This window comes from Gilliamella sp. Choc4-2 (genome assembly GCF_001690355.1).
Lineage (GTDB): Bacteria > Pseudomonadota > Gammaproteobacteria > Enterobacterales > Orbaceae > Gilliamella > Gilliamella apicola_A.
The window spans coordinates 1-24,621 of sequence record NZ_LZHG01000008.1 but is presented as its reverse complement, the minus strand read 5'-3'; the positions used below and the strand labels follow the sequence as shown (position 1 = coordinate 24,621).

Here is a 24,621-nt window from a genome sequence, read left to right as displayed (position 1 = left end):
TAACTCCATAGGAGTCAATTGTGAAAGACTTATTAAAGTTTCTAAAAGCACAAACAAAAACTGAAGACTTTGATGCTATCAAGATAGGCCTTGCTTCTCCTGATATGATTCGCTCATGGTCTTTTGGTGAAGTCAAAAAACCTGAAACAATCAATTATCGTACGTTCAAACCTGAACGTGATGGATTGTTTTGTGCACGTATTTTCGGACCAGTAAAAGATTATGAATGTTTATGTGGAAAATATAAACGTCTAAAACACCGTGGTGTTATTTGTGAAAAATGTGGAGTTGAAGTAACTCAAGCTAAAGTACGTCGTGAACGTATGGGACATATTGAACTTGCGTCACCTACAGCTCATATTTGGTTTTTAAAATCATTACCATCTCGTATTGGTTTATTACTTGATATGCCACTTCGTGATATTGAACGTGTCCTTTATTTTGAATCATTTATGGTTCTTGATGGAGGAATGACAAATCTTGAACGTGGTCAGATCTTAACTGAAGAACAATATTTAGATGCGTTAGAAGAATTTGGTGACGAATTTGATGCTCGCATGGGCGCAGAAGCTATTCAAGAGCTACTACGAAATATTGATGTTCAAGCAGAATGTGAAGCTTTACGTGATGAATTAGCAACGACTAATTCAGAAACTAAACGCAAAAAAATAACTAAACGAATTAAAATTATTGAAGCATTTATTCAGTCTGAAAATAAACCTGAATGGATGATTCTAAATGTATTACCTGTATTGCCGCCGGATTTACGTCCATTAGTGCCACTTGATGGTGGTCGTTTTGCAACGTCAGATCTTAATGACCTTTATCGCCGAGTGATTAATCGTAATAACCGTTTAAAACGTTTATTGGATTTAGCTGCACCAGATATCATTGTACGTAATGAAAAACGGATGTTACAAGAATCTGTTGATGCATTATTAGACAATGGTCGCCGTGGACGAGCTATTACTGGTTCCAACAAACGTCCATTAAAATCACTTGCTGATATGATCAAAGGTAAGCAAGGTCGTTTCCGTCAAAATCTGTTAGGTAAACGTGTTGATTATTCTGGTCGTTCTGTAATTACTGTTGGTCCATACTTGCATTTGCATCAGTGTGGTTTACCGAAGAAAATGGCACTTGAATTATTCAAACCATTTATTTACGGGAAACTAGAACGTCGCGGTTATGCAACAACCATTAAAGCAGCAAAGAAAATGGTTGAGCGTGAAGATGCAGTTGTTTGGGATATTTTAGATGAAGTTATTCGTGAACACCCAGTATTATTAAATCGTGCACCAACATTGCATAGATTAGGTATTCAAGCATTTGAACCGATTTTAATTGAAGGTAAAGCAATTCAATTGCACCCATTGGTTTGTGCAGCATTTAATGCTGACTTTGATGGTGACCAAATGGCGGTTCACGTTCCATTAACGTTAGAAGCACAGTTAGAAGCACGTGCATTAATGATGTCAACCAACAATATCCTTTCACCTGCGAGTGGTGAGCCTATCATCGTTCCTTCACAGGATGTGGTTTTAGGTCTTTACTATATGACTCGTGATAAAGTTAATGCTAAAGGTGAGGGAATGGTATTAACTGGTCCTAAAGAAGCTGAAAAGTTATACCGTTTAGGTCTAGTTGAATTACATGCTAAGGTTAAGGTTCGTATTACTGAAAGTCAATGCAATAACGTTGGAGAATGGGAAGAAACGACTTCACTTATTGATACAACGGTCGGTCGAGCAATTTTGTGGTTAATCATGCCTAAAGGGATGAACTTCTCAGTTATCAATCAACCGCTTGGTAAAAAAGCAATCTCTAAGATTTTAAATATTTGCTATCGCCAATTAGGTATGAAAGAAACGGTAATTTTAGCAGATCAAATTATGTATACAGGATTTGCATATGCTGCGCGTTCAGGTGTGTCAGTTGGTATTGATGATATGGAAATCCCTGCCAAGAAAATACAAATCATCAATGAAGCCGAAATTGAAGTTGCTGAAATACAAGAGCAATTCCAATCAGGTTTAGTAACAGCCGGTGAACGTTATAACAAAGTTATTGATATTTGGGCAGCAGCTAATGAACGTGTTGCTAAAGCGATGATGGATAACTTATCAACTGAAAAAGTCATTAACCGTGAAGGTGAAGAAGAAGCTCAATCTTCTTTCAATAGTATCTATATGATGGCGGATTCAGGTGCGCGTGGTTCCGCAGCTCAAATTCGTCAGCTTGCAGGTATGCGTGGTTTGATGGCAAAACCAGATGGTTCGATTATCGAAACTCCTATCACTGCAAACTTCCGTGAAGGGTTAAACGTACTTCAATACTTTATTTCTACTCATGGAGCGCGTAAAGGTCTTGCTGATACTGCATTAAAAACAGCAAACTCAGGCTACTTAACTCGACGTCTAGTTGATGTTGCACAAGATTTAGTGGTAATTGAAGACGATTGTGGTACCTTAGAAGGTGTGGTTATGACACCAGTTATCGAAGGTGGTGATGTTAAAGAGCCACTTCGTGAGCGTGTATTAGGTCGAGTTACAGCTGAAGATGTATTAAAACCAGGTAGTGCAGATATCTTAATTCCACGTAATACATTACTTGATGAAAGTAAGTGTGACTTACTGGAAGCTGAATCGATTGATAGTGTAAAAGTGCGTTCTGTGGTTTCGTGTGATACTGATTTCGGTGTTTGTGCAAAATGTTATGGTCGTGACTTAGCTCGAGGTCACTTAGTGAACAAAGGTGAAGCCATCGGCGTTATTGCTGCGCAGTCAATTGGCGAACCAGGTACTCAGTTAACCATGCGTACGTTCCATATTGGTGGAGCGGCATCGCGAGCAGCTGCTGAATCAAGTGTACAAGTTAAAAACAAAGGTAGTATTAAATTAACTAATGCTAAATTTGTAACTAATCCAGATAAGAAATTGGTTATAACTTCACGTAATGCTGAATTAACCATTATTGATGACTTAGGTCGAATGAAAGAAACCTATAAAGTTCCTTACGGTTCGATTTTAAGCAAAGGTAATGGTGTAGCAGTTGATGCAGGTGAAACTGTTGCTAACTGGGATCCACATACAATGCCAGTTATTTCTGAAGCAAAAGGTTTTGTTCGTTTTGTTGATATGGTTGATGGGCAAACTATTACTCGCCAAACTGATGAATTAACTGGTTTATCATCTATTGTGATATTAGATGTGGTAGAACGTACTGGTGTGGGTAAAGATTTACGTCCAGCAATTAAAATTGTTGATGCTAAAGGTAAAGATATCTATCTTGCTGGTACAGAAATGCTTGCACAATACTTTTTACCAGGTAAAGCGTTAGTACAGCTAGAGGATGGTGCAGAAATCAATATTGGTGACACTCTTGCTCGTATTCCACAAGCATCTGTCGGAACCAAAGATATTACCGGTGGTTTACCACGTGTTGCAGACTTATTTGAAGCACGTAAGCCAAAAGAACCAGCTATTTTGGCTGAAATTGATGGTATTATTTCATTTGGTAAAGAAACGAAAGGTAAACGTCGCTTAATTATTACTCCGTTAGATGGTAGTGAACCATATGAAGAAATGATTCCAAAATGGCGTCAACTTAACGTTTTTGAAGGCGAACAAGTTGGTCGTGGAGATGTAATTTCTGATGGACCTGAATCAGCTCATGATATTTTACGTCTACGTGGTGTTAATGCGGTAACTCGTTATATTGTAAACGAAGTTCAAGAAGTTTATCGTTTGCAAGGTGTAAAAATTAACGATAAACATATTGAAGTTATCGTACGTCAAATGTTACGTAAAGCAACAGTTATTCGTCCAGGTGGTTCTCGCTTGCTTGAAGGTGAACAACTTGAAGTTTCACGCTTGAAGATTATCAACCGTGAACTTGAAGCACAAGGTAAAGAGCCAATTGTTTACTTACACGACTTACTAGGTATTACTAAAGCCTCGTTAACGACTGAATCGTTTATTTCTGCGGCTTCGTTCCAAGAAACAACTCGCGTCTTAACTGAAGCTGCGGTAGCTGGTAAAAATGATGAATTACGTGGCTTAAAAGAAAACGTAATTGTTGGCCGATTAATTCCAGCAGGTACAGGTTATGCTTACCATAAGGAACGTTTACGTAAACGAGCAATGCCATCAACTGATGAGATTCAAACAACAATTTCAGCAGAGGAAGCAACAGCTAACTTAGCTGAACTACTTAATTCTGCAGAAGAAAATCAATAGTCAGTAATACTAATTTATTAAAATAGCACGCAATCATACGTGCTATTTTTTTTATGTAATAATATAGTTTTAAAATTAAATCAGATAGTGAAGATATCTTCATTGAGGTATGGCGTAATCGGTGACAGTGATTTAAATGTGAGATAAAAGGTTTTAATCATTTTTGCTTTTTAACAGGAAAAATAGAAGATAATTATATGTTATTTTCAACATTTGTTTAGTGGAAAACAAAAACTGATTCTGAAGCTTGAGTCAATTCAGGCAATTTCAAAAATACTCATAGTAATACCAACAGTAGACTAATCCACCAAGATATTTATTGAGAACTAGCAAAATTAGAATGTTTAGAAAGTATTTTATAATTATAAAATATTAACCAATAACAATAATGTCATATTAAAATAACAGTGCCATGAGCAATAATTAATCAATAAATTTGATAATAATAAGTATCTTTTACTAAAAAAGCTATTACATAAGACAACGCTATATATAAAATAAGAACTAGCAAGCCTTAGAACAACCGACATAATCGTAAAATCATTTTTATGTTCTATAAGAACTCTATTATTGTTGATACATGTAACACTAGTCTGTTTATAGATTAAAATATAAATTATCATAAATATAGAATTGGTAGCTAACTTATATTATTATATTATTTTTATGAATCTTGAACACATTGAACTATCCATAATTTCAACTGGTTATAAGGGTTTACGATGAAATCAAAATCATTAATCATTATTATTGCGCTGCTTATTATTAGTGGATTTGTCTTTTTTACAAATTATAACAAAATACAAATGCAAGATGAAAAAGTAGCAGCAACTTGGTCGGAAGTCGTCAACCAATATAAGCGCCGAGCTGATTTAGTTCCTAACTTAACTAATACAGTTAAAGGATATACTACTCATGAAAAAGACGTTTTTACTCAAGTTACTGAGGCTAGAGCAAAAGTAGGCGCTATCCAAATAACAGCAGATCAGTTGGCAGATCCAGCTTTATTTTCAAAATTCCAACAAGCTCAATCTGACTTGAGCTCAGCGTTAAGTAGACTTATTGCCGTAAGTGAAAATTACCCAGAGCTTAAAGCTAATACTCTTTACCAAAATTTAATGGATCAACTAGAAGGAACAGAAAATCGCATAACAGTTGCAAGGGGGCGCTATATTGAAGCAGTTAAGAATTTTAATATTCTAATCCGTCAATTACCAACTAAATGGATTGCAGATATGGTAGGACAACATTCTAAACAACAGTTTATGGCAGAAAACGAAAAACAAATTTCTGACCCGCCTGCTGTCAATTTTGGACAATAAAACGAATGAAAAAATATCTCATAATTAGTCTATTATTGATTTTTAATTGTTCTAGTTTTGCGCTAACAACTATTCCTATTTTTAATCAGCGTGTAGTTGATATAACCAATACATTAACCAAATCACAACTTAATGAGCTAGAATCGAGTTTGATTGAATTTGAACAATCAAGGACCGATGGCGCACAAATTGCAGTGCTCATGATTGCTAAACTTAGTAATGAAACTGTTGAACAGTATGCAGATAGAGTTTTTATCAATTGGAAAATTGGAAAAAAAGATGCTGATAACGGCATACTTCTTTTAATTGTTAAAGAAGATAGGTTAATGCGTATTGAAGTTGGCTATGGCCTAGAAGGCACTATAACTGACTTAATAGCGAGTCATATTATTCAGGAACAATTAGCACCGAAATTTAAACAGAATAACTATTATCAAGGAATTAGTGATGCTATTACTGTGATAAAAAATAAATTAACTGTTTTCAATAGCCACTTTAATAAGTCACAACAATTAACTGATACTCAATCAAATGCCAATAAAGGCAATGATTTAATTAGCATAAGCAATAAAGTTATTGGATGGGCAATAGCTTCTTTTTTTATTTGCTTTGTCTTTTCTCGTTTAGTTTTTTCAACTTTAGGCAAACGAGTTTTTTTAACTGCAATATTAAATACTCTATCTACTAGCGGCTTTGTTTTATGGAATGATTGTTCTATTTCTTTTGTATTAGTATTAGCTTGTTTTTTTATAAGTATTTATTTTTCTCTTCACTTTTCTGGTGCTATTAATGGTCATTCTGGCGGAGGTTTTAGAGGAAACTTAGGTGGTGGTATTGGTACTAGTCGCAGTTCTAGCCGTAGTTTCGGTAAATTTGGCGGTGGCGGCGGTGGTCGTAGTGGTGGTGGTGGGGCTTCGGGGCGTTGGTAATATAGCTCATGTTAAGTTTGAATTCTCAAATACAAGCTAATATTACCTGGGTAAGAAAACTTATAAAAAGCATTTAGATATCATTTTAATTAATTTATTTTAATGATTTGGGCACTTTAATAAATCTGAGAATTAATCTGTAAAACTTTTGAATTAATAATAAGCTAAGCATAAAAAGTAATCTTAAACATCATCTGCGAATGAAGCTATTGGGTCGGCTGGTAATTAGTGATATAGCGGCATCTTATTGTATTATAAATATTTTTGTATTGATGTGCCAGCTTTTCTAGAGTTTTTATGAAAATTAAATAATAAAAATGGAATAAATATTAATGTAATAATCAATAACTAAAGTAAATTATCTTGTGTGTGCCCATTGACGAAAACATGATTTAAAGGTAATATGCGCGCCTTACGGCATTGTGTTGTTTTTGATAGCACATAATAATATTTAGGTAGATATGCATTGGTTATGCAAAATAAATTGCCATTAACAATTAACCCGATTAAAGCAGCACAGAAAAGGCTTGATTATATTGGATATTATCCGAATGAAGCAATAACTAGGGTTGAAAATCCGAAAAGTAATATTGAGTGTAGTTTATCTTTTGATTTTGATGAGCAACGAATTTGTGTTATTAATATTGATGCAAAAATAACGTTAGAACAAATTTGCCAACGTTGTTTTAGACCTTTTGTCACAGAAGTTCATGTGATGAATAAATTTAGTCCTGTTAAGAGTGATACTCATGCAGAGACACTGCCGGAACACTATGAACCCGTTTTGATGAACGAGTTTGACGAAGTAGATATATTAGCGTTACTAGAGGACGAAATTATTCTCTCGTTGCCAATTGTGCCGGTACATAATAGTAAACACTGCGAAGTGTCAGAGGCAGATATGGTTTTTGGCGACATTCCAATTGAAAATGAAAAACCAAATCCATTTGCAATTTTAGTTAGTTTAAAGAATAAGGGGTAAATCCATGGCTGTTCAACAGAATCGTAAAACTCGTGCAAAACGTGGTATGCGTCGTTCTCATGATGCATTAACTGTTGCTAATATCTCAGTTGATGAATCAGGAAAAACACATTTACGTCATCACGTGACCGCTGATGGTTATTATCGTGGTCGTAAAGTGATTTCTAAATAATTACTCATTAATTAGAAACCCTCAGGTGATATTTTGGATAATCTAACCATTGCGTTAGATGCTATGAGCGGGGACTTAGGTCCTCGTGTTGTTGTTCCAGCTGCAATAGAAGCGCTAAATTATTATCCAAACCTTTCTATTTTTCTGGTGGGTAATCCAGCAGAAGTTAGTCTATTTCTATCAAAAGAAAATACAAAGCTTGTCACCCAATATCAATTGGAGCGGCGGTTAATTTTGATTGAATCAACTACGATTATTGCTAATGATATGAAGCCTGCTTATGCTATTCGCCATAGCCAAAGTTCATCAATGAGAATGGCTCTTGAACTAGTAAAAGATAATAAAGCTCAAGCATGCGTCAGCGCAGGTAATACAGGAGCATTAATGGGGCTATCAAAGTTATTGTTACATTCTTTAACTGGTATTGATCGTCCCGCTTTAGTTGCAATTATTCCCACATTAAATAATCAAAATACAGTCGTCTTAGATTTAGGTGCTAATGCTGAATGTGATAGTGATATGTTAGTTCAATTTGCAACAATGGGAGAGATCTTAGCTAAAACAGTGCTTAAGATTGAACGTCCTAGGGTTGCATTACTTAATATTGGGGAAGAAGAGGTTAAAGGCTTGGATAAAATTAGAGCTGCAGCTTCTATATTGAAATCAAATAATCAAATTAATTATATTGGCTATTTAGAAGGTAATGAGCTTTTAACTGGTAGAACAGATGTATTAGTATGTGACGGTTTTGTAGGTAATGTGACATTAAAAACGGTTGAAGGTTTAATTAAAATTCTTATGTCATCTTTTAAGTTATCGCTTAACCGTCATTCATTATTAACGAATTTATTCAGTAAGTGGCTACAAAGAAAGATCGCAAAAAATTTTGGTTATTTAGATCCGGGACGATATAATGGAGCTTGCTTGCTTGGACTTCGGAGTATTGTGATTAAAAGTCACGGTAGTGCCAATCAAAAATCATTTTATGCAGCAATAGAACAAGCTATTTTGGCTATACAAACAAATATACCTGAGAAGATTGCAACTAGCCTTTCTTCTGCACTACCCAAGAGTGAATAATTAGATGTATACAAAAATATTAGGAACAGGGAGTTATCTTCCAAAACAGATAAGAACTAATGCAGATCTTGAAAAAATGGTCGATACCAGCGATGAGTGGATCACTACGCGTACTGGTATTAAAGAAAGACGTATCGCAGGCCCAGATGAAACTGTAGTAAGCATGGCTTATGAAGCTGCTATAAATGCAATTGAAATGGCTAATATCGATAAAGAAGAAATCGATATGATTATTGTTGCAACGGCAACTTCAGTCAATGCATTTCCAAGTTCTGCAACCGAATTACAAGCCAAATTAGGCATTGGTGATGTTGTTGCATTTGATGTGTCTGCCGCTTGCTCGGGATTTGTTTATGCACTTGATATTGCCGATAAATATGTCAAAAGTGGTGCAATTAAATATGCTTTAGTTGTTGGTTCTGATATGTTAACTCGAGGTGTTAATCTAAACGATCGAAGCACCATTATCATTTTTGGAGATGGGGCGGGTGCGGTTGTTGTTGGCGCATCAGAAGAGCCCGGCATTATTGCTTCTCATCTTCATGCTGATGGTCGTTATGGAGATTTATTAAAATACCCATATGTTGATCGTCGTAATATGAATGATCCTGCTTATATGACAATGCATGGTAATGAAGTATTTAAAATAGCGGTTAAAGAATTGTCAAATTTAGTTGACGAGCTTTTAGCTGAGAATACGTTTAATAAGGAAGATTTAGATTGGTTAGTGCCGCACCAAGCTAATTTAAGAATTATTTCTGCAACCGCAAAACGCTTAGATATGGATATGAATAAGGTTATTGTCACATTAGATAAGCAGGGCAATACTTCTGCTGCTTCTGTGCCTTGTGCTTTAGATGTTGGTGTAAGAGACGGACGAATTCAACGAGGTCATCTAATTTTATTAGAAGCATTTGGTGGTGGATTCGTTTGGGGATCTGCGCTAGTTAGATTTTAGTTTATGAAGTATTTTTAATGATCAAGGATTTAAGAATGACCAAATTTGCAATGGTATTTCCAGGACAAGGCTCTCAAACTGTTGGTATGTTAAAAGATCTTGCAGATGATTTCCCGATTGTCAAATCAACATTTGATGAAGCTTCAGAAGTGCTTGGATATGGTTTATGGGATTTAGTACAAAAAGGTCCAGTAGAAGAACTAAATAAAACATGGCAAACACAACCAGCGCTACTTGCTTCATCTGTTGCAATATTTAGGGTATGGGAAAGTGTTAATGGTTCTCAACCTGATTTTATGGCTGGTCATAGTTTAGGTGAATATTCTGCATTAGTGTGTGCAGGCGTAGTTGACTTTAAAGATGCAATTAAATTAGTCGAATTACGTGGAAAATTAATGCAAGAAGCGGTACCAAGTGGTACAGGGGCTATGTATGCTATCATTGGACTTGATAATGATTCTATTCGCAGCGCATGTGAGCAAGCAGCTCAAGGTCAAATTGTTGCTCCTGTAAATTTTAATTCACCAGGTCAAGTTGTTATCGCAGGTAATAAAGAAGCCGTTGAACGTGCTAGTACATTATGCAAAGAAGCAGGTGCTAAGCGCACATTACCACTTCCAGTGAGTGTACCGTCTCATTGTGTATTGATGAAACCTGCTGCCGATAAATTAGCTAACACATTAAGTGGCATTAAATTTAATACGCCAAAATTTAAAGTGGTTAACAATGTTGATGTGAAAGTTGAATCATCATCTGACAAAATTAAAACTGCATTAATTGCTCAACTTTATAGTCCTGTACGTTGGACAGAAACTGTGGAATATATAGCAAAACAAAATGTAATGCTTTTAGTTGAAATGGGACCTGGTAAAGTTTTAACTGGCTTAACTAAACGTATCGTAAGTGCACTTTCAGCTTGTGCAGTTAATGATAAAGTTTCATTAGAAGTTGCAATAGAAAATACTAAATAAAAAGAGGTAGTTATGAACCTATCAGGAAAAATTGCTTTAGTCACTGGTGCTAGCCGTGGAATTGGTAAAGCAATTGCCGAAAAATTAGCAGCCTGTGGCGCTACTGTTATTGGTACAGCCACAACGGAAAAAGGTGCTGAGGCTATTAGCCAATATTTAGGCTCACATGGTAAAGGTTTTGCTTTAAATGTGACTAAAGGACAATCAATTGAGTCTGTTATTGAGGCAATTAAAACAGAATTTGGCGATATTAATATTTTAATTAATAATGCAGGGATTACTCGTGATAATTTATTAATACGAATGAAAGAAGACGAGTGGCAAGATATTTTAGATACTAATCTAACTTCTGTTTTTCGGTTATCTAAAGCATTAATGCCAACAATGATGAAAAAACGCTATGGCAGAATTATAACCATAGGATCGGTTATTGGAGCTATGGGTAATGCAGGACAAGCCAATTATGCAGCAGCTAAAGCTGGATTGATTGGTTTTAGTAAATCATTAGCACGTGAAGTTGCATCACGAGGTATTACTGTAAACGTGGTTGCACCTGGCTTTATTGCAACCGATATGACAGAGACTTTAACTGAAGATCAAAAAGCTTTAATATTAGCACAAGTACCAGCAGGTCGTTTAGGTGAACCTGTTGAAATTGCGAATGCTGTTGCTTTTTTAGCATCCGATGAAGCATCTTATATCACAGGCGAAACTTTACATGTCAATGGGGGCATGTATATGGTGTAATTGGCTAGAATAGTGTAAAATAAGCCAATATTTTGACGTTAGAACAAAAAATAAACAATTGGGTTGAAAAATGGTTGGCATCTTTTTCAACATTTTATAAACTTACATTCACCGCCACTTTCGGCGATTTTTTATAGGAAAAAATAGAGTATGAGCACTATTGAAGAGCGAGTTAAGAAAATTATTGTTGAGCAACTTGGTGTGAAAGAAGAAGAAGTCAAAAATGAATCTTCTTTCGTTGAAGATCTTGGCGCTGACTCTCTTGATACAGTTGAACTTGTTATGGCTTTAGAGGAAGAATTTGATACTGAAATTCCAGACGAAGAAGCTGAAAAAATTACAACTGTACAATCAGCAATTGATTATATTACTGCAAATCAATAAGGTTAGCAGAGTTTTCATGATAGGCGGTCAACTGATCGCCTAGTTTGTATTTATCAGATTAATTTTTTAAAGATAAATTTAAATTAAGCATAAATTATAAGAAAACTCAAAGATAGTATTTTCATTGATTCAAATTTCATTTCAATCCTTTCCTGGAGGACAATGTGTCTAAACGCAGAGTTGTTGTTACTGGAATGGGCATGATATCTCCTGTAGGTAATACAGTTGAGTCCACTTGGCAAGCCTTATTAGCAGGTCAAAGTGGTATTGAACTCATAGAACATTTTGATACAGCCCCTTTCGCAACGCACTTCGCAGCGATGGTTAAAAACTTTAATGGCGAAGATTATAATATTTCACGCAAAGATGCGCGCAAAATGGATTATTTTATCCAATACGGTATTGCTGCTGGTATGCAAGCAATGCAAGATGCAGGTATTGAGATTACGGAAGAAAATGCAGAACGAATTGGTTGTGCTATAGGTTCAGGTATTGGTGGGCTTGGGTTGATTGAAGAAAACCACAGTGCATTAGTAAATGGTGGACCACGCAAAATTAGCCCTTTTTTTGTACCATCAACAATTGTTAATATGATTGCGGGACACTTATCTATTATTTATGGATTAAAAGGACCGAGTATTACTATTGCAACAGCTTGTTCTTCAGGTGTTCATAATATTGGTCATGCTGCACGCATGATTGCTTATGGTGATGCAGATGCGATGTTAGCGGGTGGTGGCGAAAAAGCTAGCACTCCATTGGGTATAGGTGGTTTTGGTGCAGCTCGTGCTTTATCAACTAACAACGACAATCCTAAAGCAGCAAGCCGACCTTGGGATAAAGATCGTGATGGTTTTGTGTTGGGTGATGGTGCAGGAATCATGTTCTTAGAAGAATATGAACACGCCAAAAAACGTGGAGCTAAGATTTACGCTGAACTAGTTGGATTTGGTATGAGTGGCGATGCTTATCATATGACTTCACCTCCAGCCGATGGTAGTGGTGCGGCTTTAGCAATGAGATGTGCACTTCGCGATGCAGGTATTACGCCTGAACAAGTGGGTTATATTAATGCTCATGGTACGTCGACACCAGCTGGGGATAGAGCTGAAACTCAAGCAGTAAAAAGTATTTTTAAAGAAAATGCTAATAAGGTAATGGTTAGTTCAACTAAATCAATGATTGGTCATTTACTCGGAGCAGCGGGTGCTGTTGAGTCAATTTTTACTGTGCTTGCCTTATGTGATCAAGCTGTTCCACCAACAATTAATTTGGATAATCCTGATGAAGGTTGTGATCTTGACTATGTTCCACATACAGCTCGTCAAGTTAAGAATTTAGAATATGCATTATGTAATTCTTTTGGTTTCGGTGGAACCAACGGTTCAGTATTGTTTAAAAAAATCTAATTTCTTCTCTTATTCGCCGATAATTTAGTATCGGCGTAATATTTTATCAAGCTTTTATTACTTCTATGAATTAGACCCATTTTTATTTGTGCAATTCATATTCCTATTTTAAAGAGATTAAGAATATTTACATTGCTTGTGTTATAATCTTAAATAATTTTTTATAGCTTTATTATTTTGATAATTATGGCAGAACCTAAATTTATTCATCTTCACTTACATAGCGATTTTTCTATGATCGATGGAATTGCTAAAGTTAGTACATTAGTAAATGAAGTGAGTAAGCTACAGATGCCGGCATTTGCAATCACTGATTTTACCAATCTTTGTGGGCTAGTGAAATTTTACGGTTCAGCAATGTCAAAAGGTATTAAACCGATTATTGGTGCAGATCTCGCTATTAGAAGTTCTCAATTGCCTGATGATATTTACCGTCTAACCCTGTTAGCGGCTAATAATCAGGGGTATCAAAACCTTACGTTATTAATTTCTCAAGCTTATCAACGAGGTTATATTGGCGATATACCTGTTGTTGATTTGGAATGGTTGGTTATGCATCGCACTGGGTTAATTGTATTAGCTGGGCGAGAAAGTGATATTGGTATAGGTATTGTTCGTAATAATCAAACTATTATTGATCATGCTATTAATTTTTACCTTGAAAATTTTAATGATCATTTTTATTTTGAGTTAGTACGTACTAAGCGAGTCAATGAAGATGTGTTTATTCATCGTGCTATAAAGTTAGCTGAGCAATATTTATTACCAGTTGTTGCAACTAACGATGTTCGGTTTTTAAAGCCCTCTGATTTTGAAGCTCATGAGATTCGAGTTGCGATTCATGATGGAAATACTCTTGAAGATCCTTCCAGACCTAAGAATTACTCAGCAGATCAATATTTACGTTCTGAACAGGAAATGTGTGAGCTATTTTCTGATATTCCTGAAGCGCTTGAAAACAGTGTTGAAATAGCAAAACGCTGTAATGTGTCTATCCGTCTAGGTGAGTATTTTTTACCTAAATTTCCGACTGGTGACATGACTACTGAAGACTTTTTAGTGTATAAATCACGTGAAGGTTTAGAAGAAAGGTTAGTATTTTTATTCCCCGATCCAGAAGTTAGAAAACAAAGAAGGCCTGAATATGATGAACGTTTAGAAACAGAATTGACTGTTATTAATCAAATGGGCTTTCCGGGTTACTTTCTAATCGTGATGGAGTTTATTCAATGGTCAAAAGATAATGATATTCCTGTTGGACCAGGGCGAGGTTCTGGAGCTGGTTCTCTAGTTGCTTACGCATTGAAAATTACCGATTTAGATCCACTAGCATTTGATTTACTTTTTGAACGTTTTTTGAATCCTGAGCGCGTTTCTATGCCCGATTTTGACGTCGATTTTTGTATGGAGAAACGCGATCTGGTTATTGAGCATGTCGCAGATATGTATGGACGGGATGCTGTATCTCAAATTATTACTTTCGGAACTATGGCTGCCAAAGCAGTAATACGTGATGTTGGTCGAGTCCTTGGACATCCTTATGGGTTTGTTGATCGTATTGCGAAATTAATACCACCAGATCCTGGTATGACTTTAGCTAAAGCTTTTGAAGTTGAACCTCAACTTCAAGATTTATATGATAATAATGAAGAAATTAAATCATTAATTGATATTGCTCGGCAATTAGAAGGCGTAACTCGAAATGCTGGTAAGCATGCAGGGGGAGTTGTAATTTCACCAACTAAGATTACAGATTTTTCGCCAATTTATTGTGATTCAGAAGGTCATCATCCTGTTACTCAATTTGATAAAAATGATGTTGAATATGCCGGTCTTGTTAAATTTGACTTTTTAGGATTAAGAACATTAACCATTATTGATTGGGCAATCAAAATGATTAATGAACGCCGACTACGTGAAGGTAAGGAAAAAGTCGATATAACCCGAATCCCCTTAGATGATGAAAAATCCTTCGAATTATTATTAAAAGCAGAAACTACAGCAGTATTCCAGCTTGAATCTCGGGGAATGAAAGATTTAATAAGGCGTTTAAAACCTGACTGCTTTGAGGATATGATTGCTTTAGTGGCATTATTTCGTCCAGGTCCTTTACAATCAGGTATGGTGGATAACTTTATTGACCGAAAACATGGTCGAGAAGAAGTTTCATATCCCGATATTAAATATCAACATGAGTCATTAAAACCTATTTTAGAATCTACCTACGGTATTATTCTATATCAAGAACAAGTTATGCAAATTGCACAGACTCTATCTGGTTATACATTAGGTGGTGCAGATTTATTACGCCGCGCCATGGGTAAGAAAAAACCCGAAGAGATGGCAAATCAGCGTTCCATATTTAAAGAAGGAGCGGAAAAACAAGGCATTGATGGAGAACTATCAATGCGAATATTTGATCTGGTTGAAAAATTTGCTGGATATGGATTTAATAAATCTCATTCAGCAGCTTATGCGCTTGTTTCTTACCAAACGTTATGGTTAAAAACGCACTATCCTGCCGAGTTTATGTCTGCAGTTATGACTGCTGATATGGATAACACCGATAAAATTGTTGGCCTTGTTGATGAATGTCTACGCATGGGATTAAAAATTAATCCACCAGATATTAACAGTGGATTGTATCATTTTCATGTTAATGAAAAGGGCGAAATTATATATGGTATCGGTGCTATAAAGGGGGTTGGAGAAGGTCCAATTGAAGCTATTGTTGAAGCTCGTAATAGCGGTGGGTATTTCAAAAATATATTCGAACTTTGTGCTCGAACTGATATGAAAAAAATTAATCGTAGAGTACTTGAAAAACTTACTATGGCAGGTGCTTTTGATAAATTGGGTCCTCATCGAGCTGCTATTTTACATAGTATTAATGATGCGATACAAGCAGCTGAACAATATGCTAAAGCTCAAAATATCGGACAAGAAGATATGTTTGGTGTTTTAGCTGAAGAACCAGAGCAAGTTGAACATGCTTATGCAGCTGTCCCCGAATTGCCGGAGAAAGTCTTACTTGATGGTGAACGCGATACTTTAGGACTCTACCTAACGGGACACCCAGTTACTCAATATTTAAAAGAATTGAGTCGTTATGCTGGAGGGTTACGAATTAATGAAGCTTCACCAACTGGTTGGGGAAAAATGGCTACTTTTGCAGGTATTGTTGTTGATGCTAAAGTTAGAATCACTAAAAAAGGTAATAAAATCGGTTTATTTACTTTAGATGATCGTTCTGGCCGTATTGATGGTATGCTGTTTGCAGATTCTTTAGAAAAGTTTGGGCATTTATTAATTAAAGATAAGATTTTAATAGTCATGGGGCAAGTTAGCTATGATGATTTTAATGGAGGATTCAAATTGACAGCGCGAGAAATTGTTGATTTAAAAGATGCTCGAGCTAAATATGTTAAAGGATTGGCTATTACTTTAACTGAAAATGAAGCCGAACGTGCAATGTTGCAGCGTTTGCAACAAATATTTGAACCTTATCGTCATGGGAATGTGCCTGTAAATTTATATTATCATCGAGATGATTCTGTTGTGCGTATTGAGTTTGGTGCTACATGGAAAATTGTCCCAGAAGATGCATTAATTCTTGAATTAAAAACAATACTTGGCAATGACCGAATTGAATTTGAGTTTTAGTATAACGTGATACAAAATTATTCGTATTTTAATGTTTTCGTTTATAAAACGAATAACGCAATAATGAATATACTGTAATATATATAGAAGTAGCGCTATCTTGAAGTGCCAAAATTAATAAGTGATAAATCTAGGTGACTTTGATAAGTATTACATAGTAGAATTGTCTTAATTTTATCTTAAGAATTAGCCAGTATACTGTATTAGATAGCGTATTTTAGGAAAATACAAAATAATTAAGAGGCAATCATAATCGTTATGAGTAATTTTTTGGAGTTTGAAAAGCCGATAGCGGAATTAGAAGCAAAAATTAATTCCTTAAAGAATATTGATTCACAACAAGTTGAATTAGATATTAATTTAGATAAAGAAATTAAACAATTGAATCAAAAAAGCCGTGAGTTAACAAGAAAAATATTTGCGAACTTATCACCGTGGGAAGTTGCACAATTAGCCAGACATCCAAATAGGCCCTATACATTAGATTATATTAAAGAAATTTTTACTGATTTCGATGAATTAGCTGGAGATAGAGCTTATGCTGATGACAAAGCGATTGTTGGTGGAGTTACACGTATTGATGAACGTCCTGTGATTGTTATTGGTCATCAAAAGGGTCGTGAAATAAAGCAGAAAATTTATCGTAATTTTGGTATGCCAGCACCAGAAGGTTATCGTAAAGCATTAAGACTAATGGAGTTAGCAGAACGTTTTAAATTACCGATAATTACATTTATCGATACCCCAGGAGCTTATCCAGGGATTGGTGCTGAAGAACGAGGTCAGGCTGAAGCAATTGCTCGGAACTTGCGGGAAATGTCACGACTAAAAGTTCCAACAATTTGTACTGTTATTGGTGAGGGTGGCTCAGGGGGGGCACTTGCCATTGGAGTTGCTGACAAAGTGAATATGCTTCAATATAGTACTTATTCTGTTATTTCTCCTGAAGGTTGTGCTTCTATCTTATGGAAAAGTGCTGATAAAGCACCAGTCGCAGCTGAAGCAATGAATATGACAGCAGATAAATTATTGAAATTAAATCTTATTGATTCAGTGATACCCGAACCACTTGGTGGTGCTCATCGTGATTATGTGGCAGTATCAGATTCACTAAAAAAACAGCTGATAAGTGATCTTGATGAACTTGGAAATATCGAATTATCAGTGCTGCTTGAAAGAAGATTTCAACGTCTAATGAATTATGGTTATGTAAGATAATCTTACTTTGGAATATCATTATGGAAAAAGCAACGGGGTTGCAACGTTTGATTAATGCAACCAAATATTCTCTGAAAGGCTTTAAATCAGCGATTAAGTATGAGATAGCTTTTCGACAAGAATTAATTCTGTTGGTTATAGCTTATATAATTGTAATGTTAATAGATTTTTCAATTTATGAACGAATTTTATTACTAGGTTCTATCGGTGTTGTGATGATTATAGAACTCCTTAACAGTGCAATTGAGTGTGTTGTAGATCGAATTGGTAGTGAAAGACACGAATTATCGGGAAGAGCTAAAGATTATGGTTCTGCTGCAGTTTTCTTATCTCTATTATTAACTGTTATTTTATGGATTTATATATTTTCTTGTCATTTTTTTTCTTAGAGATTTACTAATAAAAATTATTGATTTAAAAGCTTTATGATTAAACATTTGATAACGACTAATTTAGTTTATTTAAAAGTGCGAGATCGGCTCGCATTTTTAAATAGTAAAAGTTATTCTGAAGTTAATTGTTTTATTGAGAAATTACCTGTTTTTTCTATATCTAAAATATTTTTTAACCATGGCATAATTTTTTGCATCTGGTCATATAATTTCCATGGCGGATTTATAACTATCATTCCAGATGCTGTCATGCCTTTTTGATCATTATCTGGTTTTATAGCAAGTTCGAATTGTGAAATTCGTTTAATACCTAAATCAATAATGCCATTAATCATCTTTTCCGTTTGTGTGCGAGATACCACAGGATACCAAATTAAGTAAACACCTGTTGCAAAACGTTTATATGCTTCAAATAATGCTGCAGGGATTTTTTGATAATCGTCTTTAATTTCATAAGAAGGATCAATCAATATTATTCCACGACGAGATAGTGGAGGTAACTTTGATTTTAATTGGGAAAATCCATCTTCACGTAAAACTTTTGTTCGTTTATCTTTACTAAATTCTTGTTTTAATAAAGGGTAATCAGTTGGGTGTAACTCTGTAAGGTTGAGCTTGTCTTGTTCACGTAATAATTGCTTCGCAATTAATGGTGAACCAGGATAATATTTTATTTCCTCAAAAGGATTATAGCGTCTTAGTACCGATATGTATGTATTAAGCAATTCAGGAATATTAGATTGTTGCCATAGTAAATTAATTCCTGATAAATATTCACCCGTTTTTTCTGCATGCTCACTTCTTAATAGATATCGTCCAGCCCCCGAGTGTGTATCTAAATATAAAAAAGGCTTTTCTTTTTCCTTTAATGATTCAATACATAATGTTAAAACAATATGTTTTAATACATCTGCATGATTTCCTGCATGGTAACTGTGGCGGTAGCTTAGCATAGGGAATCTACTCTCTTTTTTTCATTTTTTTGCATATAAAAGGTTATTAAGGATAAACAAAGAAGACAAGGAATTTCCATTAATTCTTCAATGAGATCTTTTCGCTCTTTTGTTATAACTAAAAATTCATGTCCAATACGGCGATGTTCAGCAATATCAGCTATACCTAAGAATAAAAAAGCAAAGAATATATGCCAAAATGGTATTTTTTCGTATTTGTAGCGACGAGCAATTTCTGGGCGAATGGTGGGTAAAAATATACTTAGTATTGGGATCGCTATTAATATACTCGCAATGATTTTATAATAGAAACGAGGTACCTCAGGGAAAAAGTCTCTTCCCCAACTAATTCCTCGACCAAAAAGCATAAACCACCAGAAAATTGTCCAAATCCAAAATCTATAAAGCTCAGAATGTTCAGATACTCGTTTTGCATAATAATAGGTATAACAGCACATAAATAATAAGAAGAGAGATTGAATATGTTCAATCACTACAACCGTCATTCCATTGTATAAAGGTATGAACCAATTTCCCGTAATATATAGGATAATGCCAAGAGTGAGAATTAATAACGAACTTTTGTAAAAATGAAAATCTAACTTACACATATAATATCTTAGTACTAAATGGCACTTTTAAGTTTGAGTATAGTACCGCATTTACGACATAAATAACTAGTTTTATTATTTTGAATTTTGTTGTGTCTTATTGAGGTTAATTGATGTTGTTGACAACTGCAGTAGTATAAATAAGTATTGCGTTGAATAGGAAAACGGTGAGTTGTTGCAGGGATTTTTCCTAATATTTCTGACATAATATATTGCCATTCTTTACCATGTGGTTTTACTTTGCCAAACTCTTTAAAGGCAATGAGATGTGCTAATTCGTGAGGCACAACTTCCTCAATAAATTGAGTACCATTATCTAGCAACATAATCGAATTAAGTTGAATTTCCCAACGTGTTAAAAAGGCACTACCAGCAATACTGCCTTTGGGTTTATAAATGATCTTGGGCTCTTTATATTGGGAATGTAGACGTTGATTGGCTTGTATTAAATGAGTTCTTAAACAAGCCATAGTTTGATTATGTAAATAAATTGGTATGCGTTTATAATCCTGCTGCATCACGTAATAGTGCCGCTTTATCAGTTTTTTCCCAAGGAAATATATCTCGACCAAAATGACCGTAACTTGCAGTTTGTTGATAGATTGGTTGAATTAGATCAAGCATTTGAATCAATCCATAAGGTCTTAAATCAAAAAATTCTTTAATAAGTGATACGATTTTATCGTGATGTGTTTTTTCTGTGCCGAAAGTATTGACATAGATTGATGTAGGATTGGCAATACCAATTGCATAAGATATTTGTAATTCACATCTGTCAGCGAGTCCTGCCGCAACAATATTTTTTGCAACATAACGTGCGGCATAAGCTGCTGAGCGGTCAACTTTTGAAGGATCTTTTCCAGAAAAAGCGCCTCCACCGTGATGAGCTGCTCCGCCGTATGTATCTACAATGATTTTGCGTCCAGTTAGTCCACAGTCACCCATTGGGCCACCAATAACAAAACGTCCAGTTGGATTAATAAAGTATTTTGTTCTAGGTGTTAGCCATTCGGCGGGCAATGTTGGTTTAATGATTTCTTCCATGACGGCTTCATGTAATGCTGTTTGCTCAATGTCTTCTGAATGCTGAGTTGATAAAACGATTGTATCAACACCTTTTATCTGACCATCTTGGTAAATTAATGTGACTTGGCTTTTTGCATCAGGTCTTAACCAAGGAAGTGTACCATTTTTTCTAACTTTTGCTTGGCGGCGCATTAAGTCATGAGCATAGCTTATAGCTGCAGGCATTAAATTTGGCATTTCATTTGTAGCATAACCAAACATAATACCTTGGTCTCCAGCACCTTGTTCTAGAGGATTATTTCGATCAACCCCTTGATTAATATCAGGAGATTGTTTGCCAATGGCATTGAGTACCGCACATGAATTTGCATCAAATCCCATTTCTGAACTGGTATATCCAATGTCATTAATTGTTTTTCGAGTTAATTCTTCAATGTCTACCCAAGCTGAAGTAGTGATTTCTCCACCAACTAAAGCCATACCGGTTTTTACATATGTTTCACAAGCAACACGAGCCTTTGGATCTTGTTTTAAAATTGCATCAAGTACAGCATCAGATATCTGATCGGCAATTTTATCTGGATGACCTTCTGAAACAGATTCTGAAGTAAATAGAAATTCTGACATAGAATACCTTCTTAATTTAATTCCTGCATAATGCTTAAAATATAATATTTAGCCTTAATATATTTATTTTAGCAGTTTTACCGTCTAGACGTCTAGTTTATAATTTTCAGAACTAAATACCATATCAGCTTGAGTAAAATACTTGCATTAATTTTTAATCAATTTACGATATGAAGCGTTTCTAATTTATTATTTAATTTCCTATAGCTAAAATGAATATCGTAAAACAATCGCCTTCAGTGTTAATATTTGATTCAGGTATTGGTGGTTTATCTGTTTATAATGAAATTTACAATAAAATACCTAATGCACATTATATCTACATGTTTGATAATGAAATGTTTCCTTATGGAGATAAATCATCAGATTTTTTAATTAATAGGGTAAACTCTGTCATTGAGGCTGTTACTAAATTTTATCCAATTGATTTAGCAGTTATCGCTTGTAATACAGCTAGTACTATTTGTTTGCCTAGTTTGCGCGCTAAATTTTCTTTTCCTATTATTGGAGTTGTACCAGCTGTTAAACCTGCTAGCTTACTTACTAAAAATAAATGTATAGGATTATTAGCAACAAAAGCAACCGTTGAAAGAACTTACATAACCAATTTAATACAGCAATTTGCTGCGCATTGTACTGTTAAATTATTAGGATTATCAGAATTAGCGCTTATAGCCGAAAATAAATTACAGGGCATTATTGTAAATATGGAGCGGCTGAAAGAACTAATGCAACCTTGGCTTGGCCTACAAACAATCCCTGATACAATAGTATTAGGTTGTACCCATTATCCTTTTATTAAAACAGAACTACAGATGCTTTTTCCTCAGGCGAACTTAATAGATTCGGGATATGCGATTGCAACAAGGGTCTATAATTTGCTAAATGATAAATATAAACTAAACCAAATAATTCTTTCTACGTCAGAAAATATTGTATTAAGCACAGCTTATACTCAGTCTGTAGAAAAGTTGATTAAAAAACTATCTGATTATCATCTTAATAAATATCATACTATTAAAGTTTAATGAGATTAAAAATTACACGACTAAATAAATATTTTATCTTTTTTGCTTGCTAAAAAAAAAGAAGTCCCTATAATGCGCACCCACTGACACGACGTCATCGAAATTGGACGGGAATAGAGTTGGTGAACAAGGTCAAAAATTTTAAAAAAAGATCTTGACGAATAAAAAGGTGTAGCGTAACATACGCAGCCCTTGAGACAGCAAAGATGATTAACAAAAAGTTGATTGAGAATTGGAAGCTGTTAGCTCTTTAAAAAGAAGAAACAGACAATCTGTGTGGGCACTTGCGAGACGAAAGAATTAAAGTCTACGGACTAAAAAGATTAAGAAGTCTTGATAAGTGACACTGAAGATTCATTTGAATATGTCAGAGACAGTTATTGAGCATCAAACTTTAAATTGAAGAGTTTGATCATGGCTCAGATTGAACGCTGGCGGCAGGCTTAACACATGCAAGTCGAACGGTAACATGAGTGCTTGCACTTGATGACGAGTGGCGGACGGGTGAGTAATGTATGGGGATCTGCCAGATGGAGGGGGACAACAGTTGGAAACGACTGCTAATACCGCATAAAGTTGAGAGACCAAAGTACGGTTCCGCGAGGACGTGCGCCATTTGATGAACCCATATGGGATTAGCTAGTTGGTGGGGTAAAGGCTTACCAAGGCGACGATCTCTAGCTGGTCTGAGAGGATGACCAGCCACACTGGAACTGAGACACGGTCCAGACTCCTACGGGAGGCAGCAGTGGGGAATATTGCACAATGGGGGGAACCCTGATGCAGCCATGCCGCGTGTATGAAGAAGGCCTTCGGGTTGTAAAGTACTTTCGGTAGTGAGGAAGTTTTGGGTATGAAAAGTGCCTAGAATTGACGTTAGTTACAGAAGAAGCACCGGCTAACTCCGTGCCAGCAGCCGCGGTAATACGGAGGGTGCGAGCGTTAATCGGAATGACTGGGCGTAAAGGGCATGTAGGCGGATAATTAAGTTAGGTGTGAAATCCCTGGGCTCAACCTAGGAATTGCATTTAAAACTGGTTATCTGGAGTATTGTAGAGGAAGGTAGAATTCCACGTGTAGCGGTGAAATGCGTAGAGATGTGGAGGAATACCGGTGGCGAAGGCGGCCTTCTGGACAGATACTGACGCTGAGATGCGAAAGCGTGGGGAGCAAACAGGATTAGATACCCTGGTAGTCCACGCTGTAAACGATGTCGATTTGGAGTTTGTTGCCTAGAGTGATGGGCTCCGAAGCTAACGCGATAAATCGACCGCCTGGGGAGTACGGCCGCAAGGTTAAAACTCAAATGAATTGACGGGGGCCCGCACAAGCGGTGGAGCATGTGGTTTAATTCGATGCAACGCGAAGAACCTTACCTGGTCTTGACATCCACAGAATCTTGTAGAGATATGAGAGTGCCTTCGGGAACTGTGAGACAGGTGCTGCATGGCTGTCGTCAGCTCGTGTTGTGAAATGTTGGGTTAAGTCCCGCAACGAGCGCAACCCTTATCCTTTGTTGCCATCGATTAGGTCGGGAACTCAAAGGAGACTGCCGTTGATAAAGCGGAGGAAGGTGGGGACGACGTCAAGTCATCATGGCCCTTACGACCAGGGCTACACACGTGCTACAATGGCGTATACAAAGGGAGGCGACCTCGCGAGAGCAAGCGGACCTCATAAAGTACGTCTAAGTCCGGATTGGAGTCTGCAACTCGACTCCATGAAGTCGGAATCGCTAGTAATCGTGAATCAGAATGTCACGGTGAATACGTTCCCGGGCCTTGTACACACCGCCCGTCACACCATGGGAGTGGGTTGCACCAGAAGTAGATAGCTTAACCTTAGGGAGGGCGTTTACCACGGTGTGATTCATGACTGGGGTGAAGTCGTAACAAGGTAACCGTAGGGGAA

General features: G+C 36.0%; 19 protein-coding genes and 1 rRNA gene. 16 read left to right on the top strand and 4 right to left on the bottom strand.

Features of this window, described 5'->3' with window-relative positions:
- Nucleotides 1-20 precede the first annotated feature (20 nt).
- From rpoC to A9G34_RS01420, 14 genes are all read left to right on the top strand, one after another.
- Nucleotides 21-4,238, top strand: coding sequence for a DNA-directed RNA polymerase subunit beta' (gene rpoC / locus A9G34_RS01485; protein ID WP_065568670.1), 4,218 nt, complete (start codon nucleotides 21-23; stop codon nucleotides 4,236-4,238).
- A 722-nt stretch (nucleotides 4,239-4,960) separates the two neighbouring features.
- The gene (locus tag A9G34_RS01480) at nucleotides 4,961-5,560 is read left to right on the top strand and encodes a LemA family protein (protein WP_065568669.1); all 600 of its coding nucleotides are present in this window, start codon (nucleotides 4,961-4,963) and stop codon (nucleotides 5,558-5,560) included.
- A 5-nt stretch (nucleotides 5,561-5,565) separates the two neighbouring features.
- Nucleotides 5,566-6,489, top strand: coding sequence for a TPM domain-containing protein (locus A9G34_RS01475; RefSeq protein ID WP_065568668.1), 924 nt, complete (start codon nucleotides 5,566-5,568; stop codon nucleotides 6,487-6,489).
- 472 nt (nucleotides 6,490-6,961) lie between these two features.
- On the top strand, nucleotides 6,962-7,471 hold the full coding sequence (yceD, locus tag A9G34_RS01470) for a 23S rRNA accumulation protein YceD (RefSeq protein ID WP_065568667.1): 510 nt from the start codon (nucleotides 6,962-6,964) through the stop codon (nucleotides 7,469-7,471).
- Nucleotides 7,472-7,475: 4 nt separating this feature from the next.
- Nucleotides 7,476-7,643, top strand: coding sequence for a 50S ribosomal protein L32 (gene rpmF, locus A9G34_RS01465; RefSeq protein ID WP_025316508.1), 168 nt, complete (start codon nucleotides 7,476-7,478; stop codon nucleotides 7,641-7,643).
- Nucleotides 7,644-7,676: 33 nt separating this feature from the next.
- The gene (gene plsX, locus A9G34_RS01460) at nucleotides 7,677-8,723 is read left to right on the top strand and encodes a phosphate acyltransferase PlsX (RefSeq protein WP_080715938.1); all 1,047 of its coding nucleotides are present in this window, start codon (nucleotides 7,677-7,679) and stop codon (nucleotides 8,721-8,723) included.
- A gap of 4 nt (nucleotides 8,724-8,727) precedes the next feature.
- On the top strand, nucleotides 8,728-9,681 hold the full coding sequence (locus A9G34_RS01455; protein WP_034948189.1) for a beta-ketoacyl-ACP synthase III: 954 nt from the start codon (nucleotides 8,728-8,730) through the stop codon (nucleotides 9,679-9,681).
- 35 nt (nucleotides 9,682-9,716) lie between these two features.
- Nucleotides 9,717-10,652 (top strand): ACP S-malonyltransferase, encoded by a 936-nt coding sequence (fabD, locus tag A9G34_RS01450; RefSeq protein WP_065568666.1) that lies wholly within the window; start codon nucleotides 9,717-9,719, stop codon nucleotides 10,650-10,652.
- A 12-nt stretch (nucleotides 10,653-10,664) separates the two neighbouring features.
- On the top strand, nucleotides 10,665-11,399 hold the full coding sequence (gene fabG, locus A9G34_RS01445; RefSeq protein WP_065568665.1) for a 3-oxoacyl-ACP reductase FabG: 735 nt from the start codon (nucleotides 10,665-10,667) through the stop codon (nucleotides 11,397-11,399).
- Between the two features lie 150 nt (nucleotides 11,400-11,549).
- On the top strand, nucleotides 11,550-11,783 hold the full coding sequence (gene acpP, locus A9G34_RS01440) for an acyl carrier protein (RefSeq protein ID WP_034948180.1): 234 nt from the start codon (nucleotides 11,550-11,552) through the stop codon (nucleotides 11,781-11,783).
- A gap of 164 nt (nucleotides 11,784-11,947) precedes the next feature.
- Nucleotides 11,948-13,192, top strand: a complete 1,245-nt coding sequence (fabF, locus tag A9G34_RS01435) for a beta-ketoacyl-ACP synthase II (RefSeq protein ID WP_034948177.1) — start codon at nucleotides 11,948-11,950, stop codon at nucleotides 13,190-13,192.
- 186 nt (nucleotides 13,193-13,378) lie between these two features.
- Nucleotides 13,379-16,855 carry a DNA polymerase III subunit alpha gene (gene dnaE, locus A9G34_RS01430; RefSeq protein WP_065568664.1) on the top strand — a complete coding sequence of 1,159 codons (3,477 nt, stop codon included), beginning with the start codon at nucleotides 13,379-13,381 and terminating at the stop codon, nucleotides 16,853-16,855.
- Nucleotides 16,856-17,113: 258 nt separating this feature from the next.
- Complete coding sequence (gene accA / locus A9G34_RS01425) at nucleotides 17,114-18,073, top strand: acetyl-CoA carboxylase carboxyl transferase subunit alpha (RefSeq protein ID WP_065568663.1); 960 nt, start codon at nucleotides 17,114-17,116, stop codon at nucleotides 18,071-18,073.
- A 20-nt stretch (nucleotides 18,074-18,093) separates the two neighbouring features.
- Nucleotides 18,094-18,462 carry a diacylglycerol kinase gene (locus A9G34_RS01420; protein ID WP_034948162.1) on the top strand — a complete coding sequence of 123 codons (369 nt, stop codon included), beginning with the start codon at nucleotides 18,094-18,096 and terminating at the stop codon, nucleotides 18,460-18,462.
- A 113-nt stretch (nucleotides 18,463-18,575) separates the two neighbouring features.
- Here A9G34_RS01420 and A9G34_RS01415 read toward each other — a convergent pair whose 3' ends face one another.
- From A9G34_RS01415 to metK, 4 genes are all read right to left on the bottom strand, one after another.
- Nucleotides 18,576-19,418, bottom strand: a complete 843-nt coding sequence (locus A9G34_RS01415; RefSeq protein ID WP_065568662.1) for a 23S rRNA (adenine(2030)-N(6))-methyltransferase RlmJ — start codon at nucleotides 19,416-19,418, stop codon at nucleotides 18,576-18,578.
- Nucleotides 19,412-19,786, bottom strand: a complete 375-nt coding sequence (locus A9G34_RS10530; protein ID WP_141670307.1) for a hypothetical protein — start codon at nucleotides 19,784-19,786, stop codon at nucleotides 19,412-19,414. The genes A9G34_RS01415 and A9G34_RS10530 overlap by 7 nt, the downstream gene beginning before the upstream one ends.
- 257 nt (nucleotides 19,787-20,043) lie before the next feature.
- Nucleotides 20,044-20,547 carry a SprT family zinc-dependent metalloprotease gene (locus A9G34_RS01405; protein WP_065568660.1) on the bottom strand — a complete coding sequence of 168 codons (504 nt, stop codon included), beginning with the start codon at nucleotides 20,545-20,547 and terminating at the stop codon, nucleotides 20,044-20,046.
- Nucleotides 20,531-21,682, bottom strand: coding sequence for a methionine adenosyltransferase (gene metK, locus A9G34_RS01400; RefSeq protein WP_065568659.1), 1,152 nt, complete (start codon nucleotides 21,680-21,682; stop codon nucleotides 20,531-20,533). Before metK ends, A9G34_RS01405 begins: the two co-directional genes overlap by 17 nt.
- A gap of 212 nt (nucleotides 21,683-21,894) precedes the next feature.
- On the opposite strand from metK, the gene murI reads away from it, so the two are divergent.
- Both murI and A9G34_RS01390 read left to right on the top strand, forming a co-directional pair.
- Complete coding sequence (gene murI / locus A9G34_RS01395; RefSeq protein ID WP_065568658.1) at nucleotides 21,895-22,710, top strand: glutamate racemase; 816 nt, start codon at nucleotides 21,895-21,897, stop codon at nucleotides 22,708-22,710.
- A gap of 396 nt (nucleotides 22,711-23,106) precedes the next feature.
- Nucleotides 23,107-24,621 (top strand): 16S ribosomal RNA (locus A9G34_RS01390); the annotation flags it as partial.

Bases quoted from the DNA above. Each gene is read 5' to 3' on its own strand.
- A9G34_RS01405 (WP_065568660.1), bottom strand. From the start codon at position 20,547: ATGCAGCAGGATTATAAACGCATACCAATTTATTTACATAATCAAACT.
- A9G34_RS01455 (WP_034948189.1), top strand. From the start codon at position 8,728: ATGTATACAAAAATATTAGGAACAGGGAGTTATCTTCCAAAACAGATA.
- A9G34_RS10530 (WP_141670307.1), bottom strand. From the start codon at position 19,786: ATGCTTTTTGGTCGAGGAATTAGTTGGGGAAGAGACTTTTTCCCTGAG.
- dnaE (WP_065568664.1), top strand. From the start codon at position 13,379: ATGGCAGAACCTAAATTTATTCATCTTCACTTACATAGCGATTTTTCT.
- murI (WP_065568658.1), top strand. From the start codon at position 21,895: ATGAATATCGTAAAACAATCGCCTTCAGTGTTAATATTTGATTCAGGT.
- accA (WP_065568663.1), top strand. From the start codon at position 17,114: ATGAGTAATTTTTTGGAGTTTGAAAAGCCGATAGCGGAATTAGAAGCA.
- acpP (WP_034948180.1), top strand. From the start codon at position 11,550: ATGAGCACTATTGAAGAGCGAGTTAAGAAAATTATTGTTGAGCAACTT.
- fabG (WP_065568665.1), top strand. From the start codon at position 10,665: ATGAACCTATCAGGAAAAATTGCTTTAGTCACTGGTGCTAGCCGTGGA.
- A9G34_RS01415 (WP_065568662.1), bottom strand. From the start codon at position 19,418: ATGCTAAGCTACCGCCACAGTTACCATGCAGGAAATCATGCAGATGTA.
- metK (WP_065568659.1), bottom strand. From the start codon at position 21,682: ATGTCAGAATTTCTATTTACTTCAGAATCTGTTTCAGAAGGTCATCCA.
- fabD (WP_065568666.1), top strand. From the start codon at position 9,717: ATGACCAAATTTGCAATGGTATTTCCAGGACAAGGCTCTCAAACTGTT.
- yceD (WP_065568667.1), top strand. From the start codon at position 6,962: ATGCAAAATAAATTGCCATTAACAATTAACCCGATTAAAGCAGCACAG.
- A9G34_RS01420 (WP_034948162.1), top strand. From the start codon at position 18,094: ATGGAAAAAGCAACGGGGTTGCAACGTTTGATTAATGCAACCAAATAT.
- A9G34_RS01475 (WP_065568668.1), top strand. From the start codon at position 5,566: ATGAAAAAATATCTCATAATTAGTCTATTATTGATTTTTAATTGTTCT.
- A9G34_RS01480 (WP_065568669.1), top strand. From the start codon at position 4,961: ATGAAATCAAAATCATTAATCATTATTATTGCGCTGCTTATTATTAGT.
- rpmF (WP_025316508.1), top strand. From the start codon at position 7,476: ATGGCTGTTCAACAGAATCGTAAAACTCGTGCAAAACGTGGTATGCGT.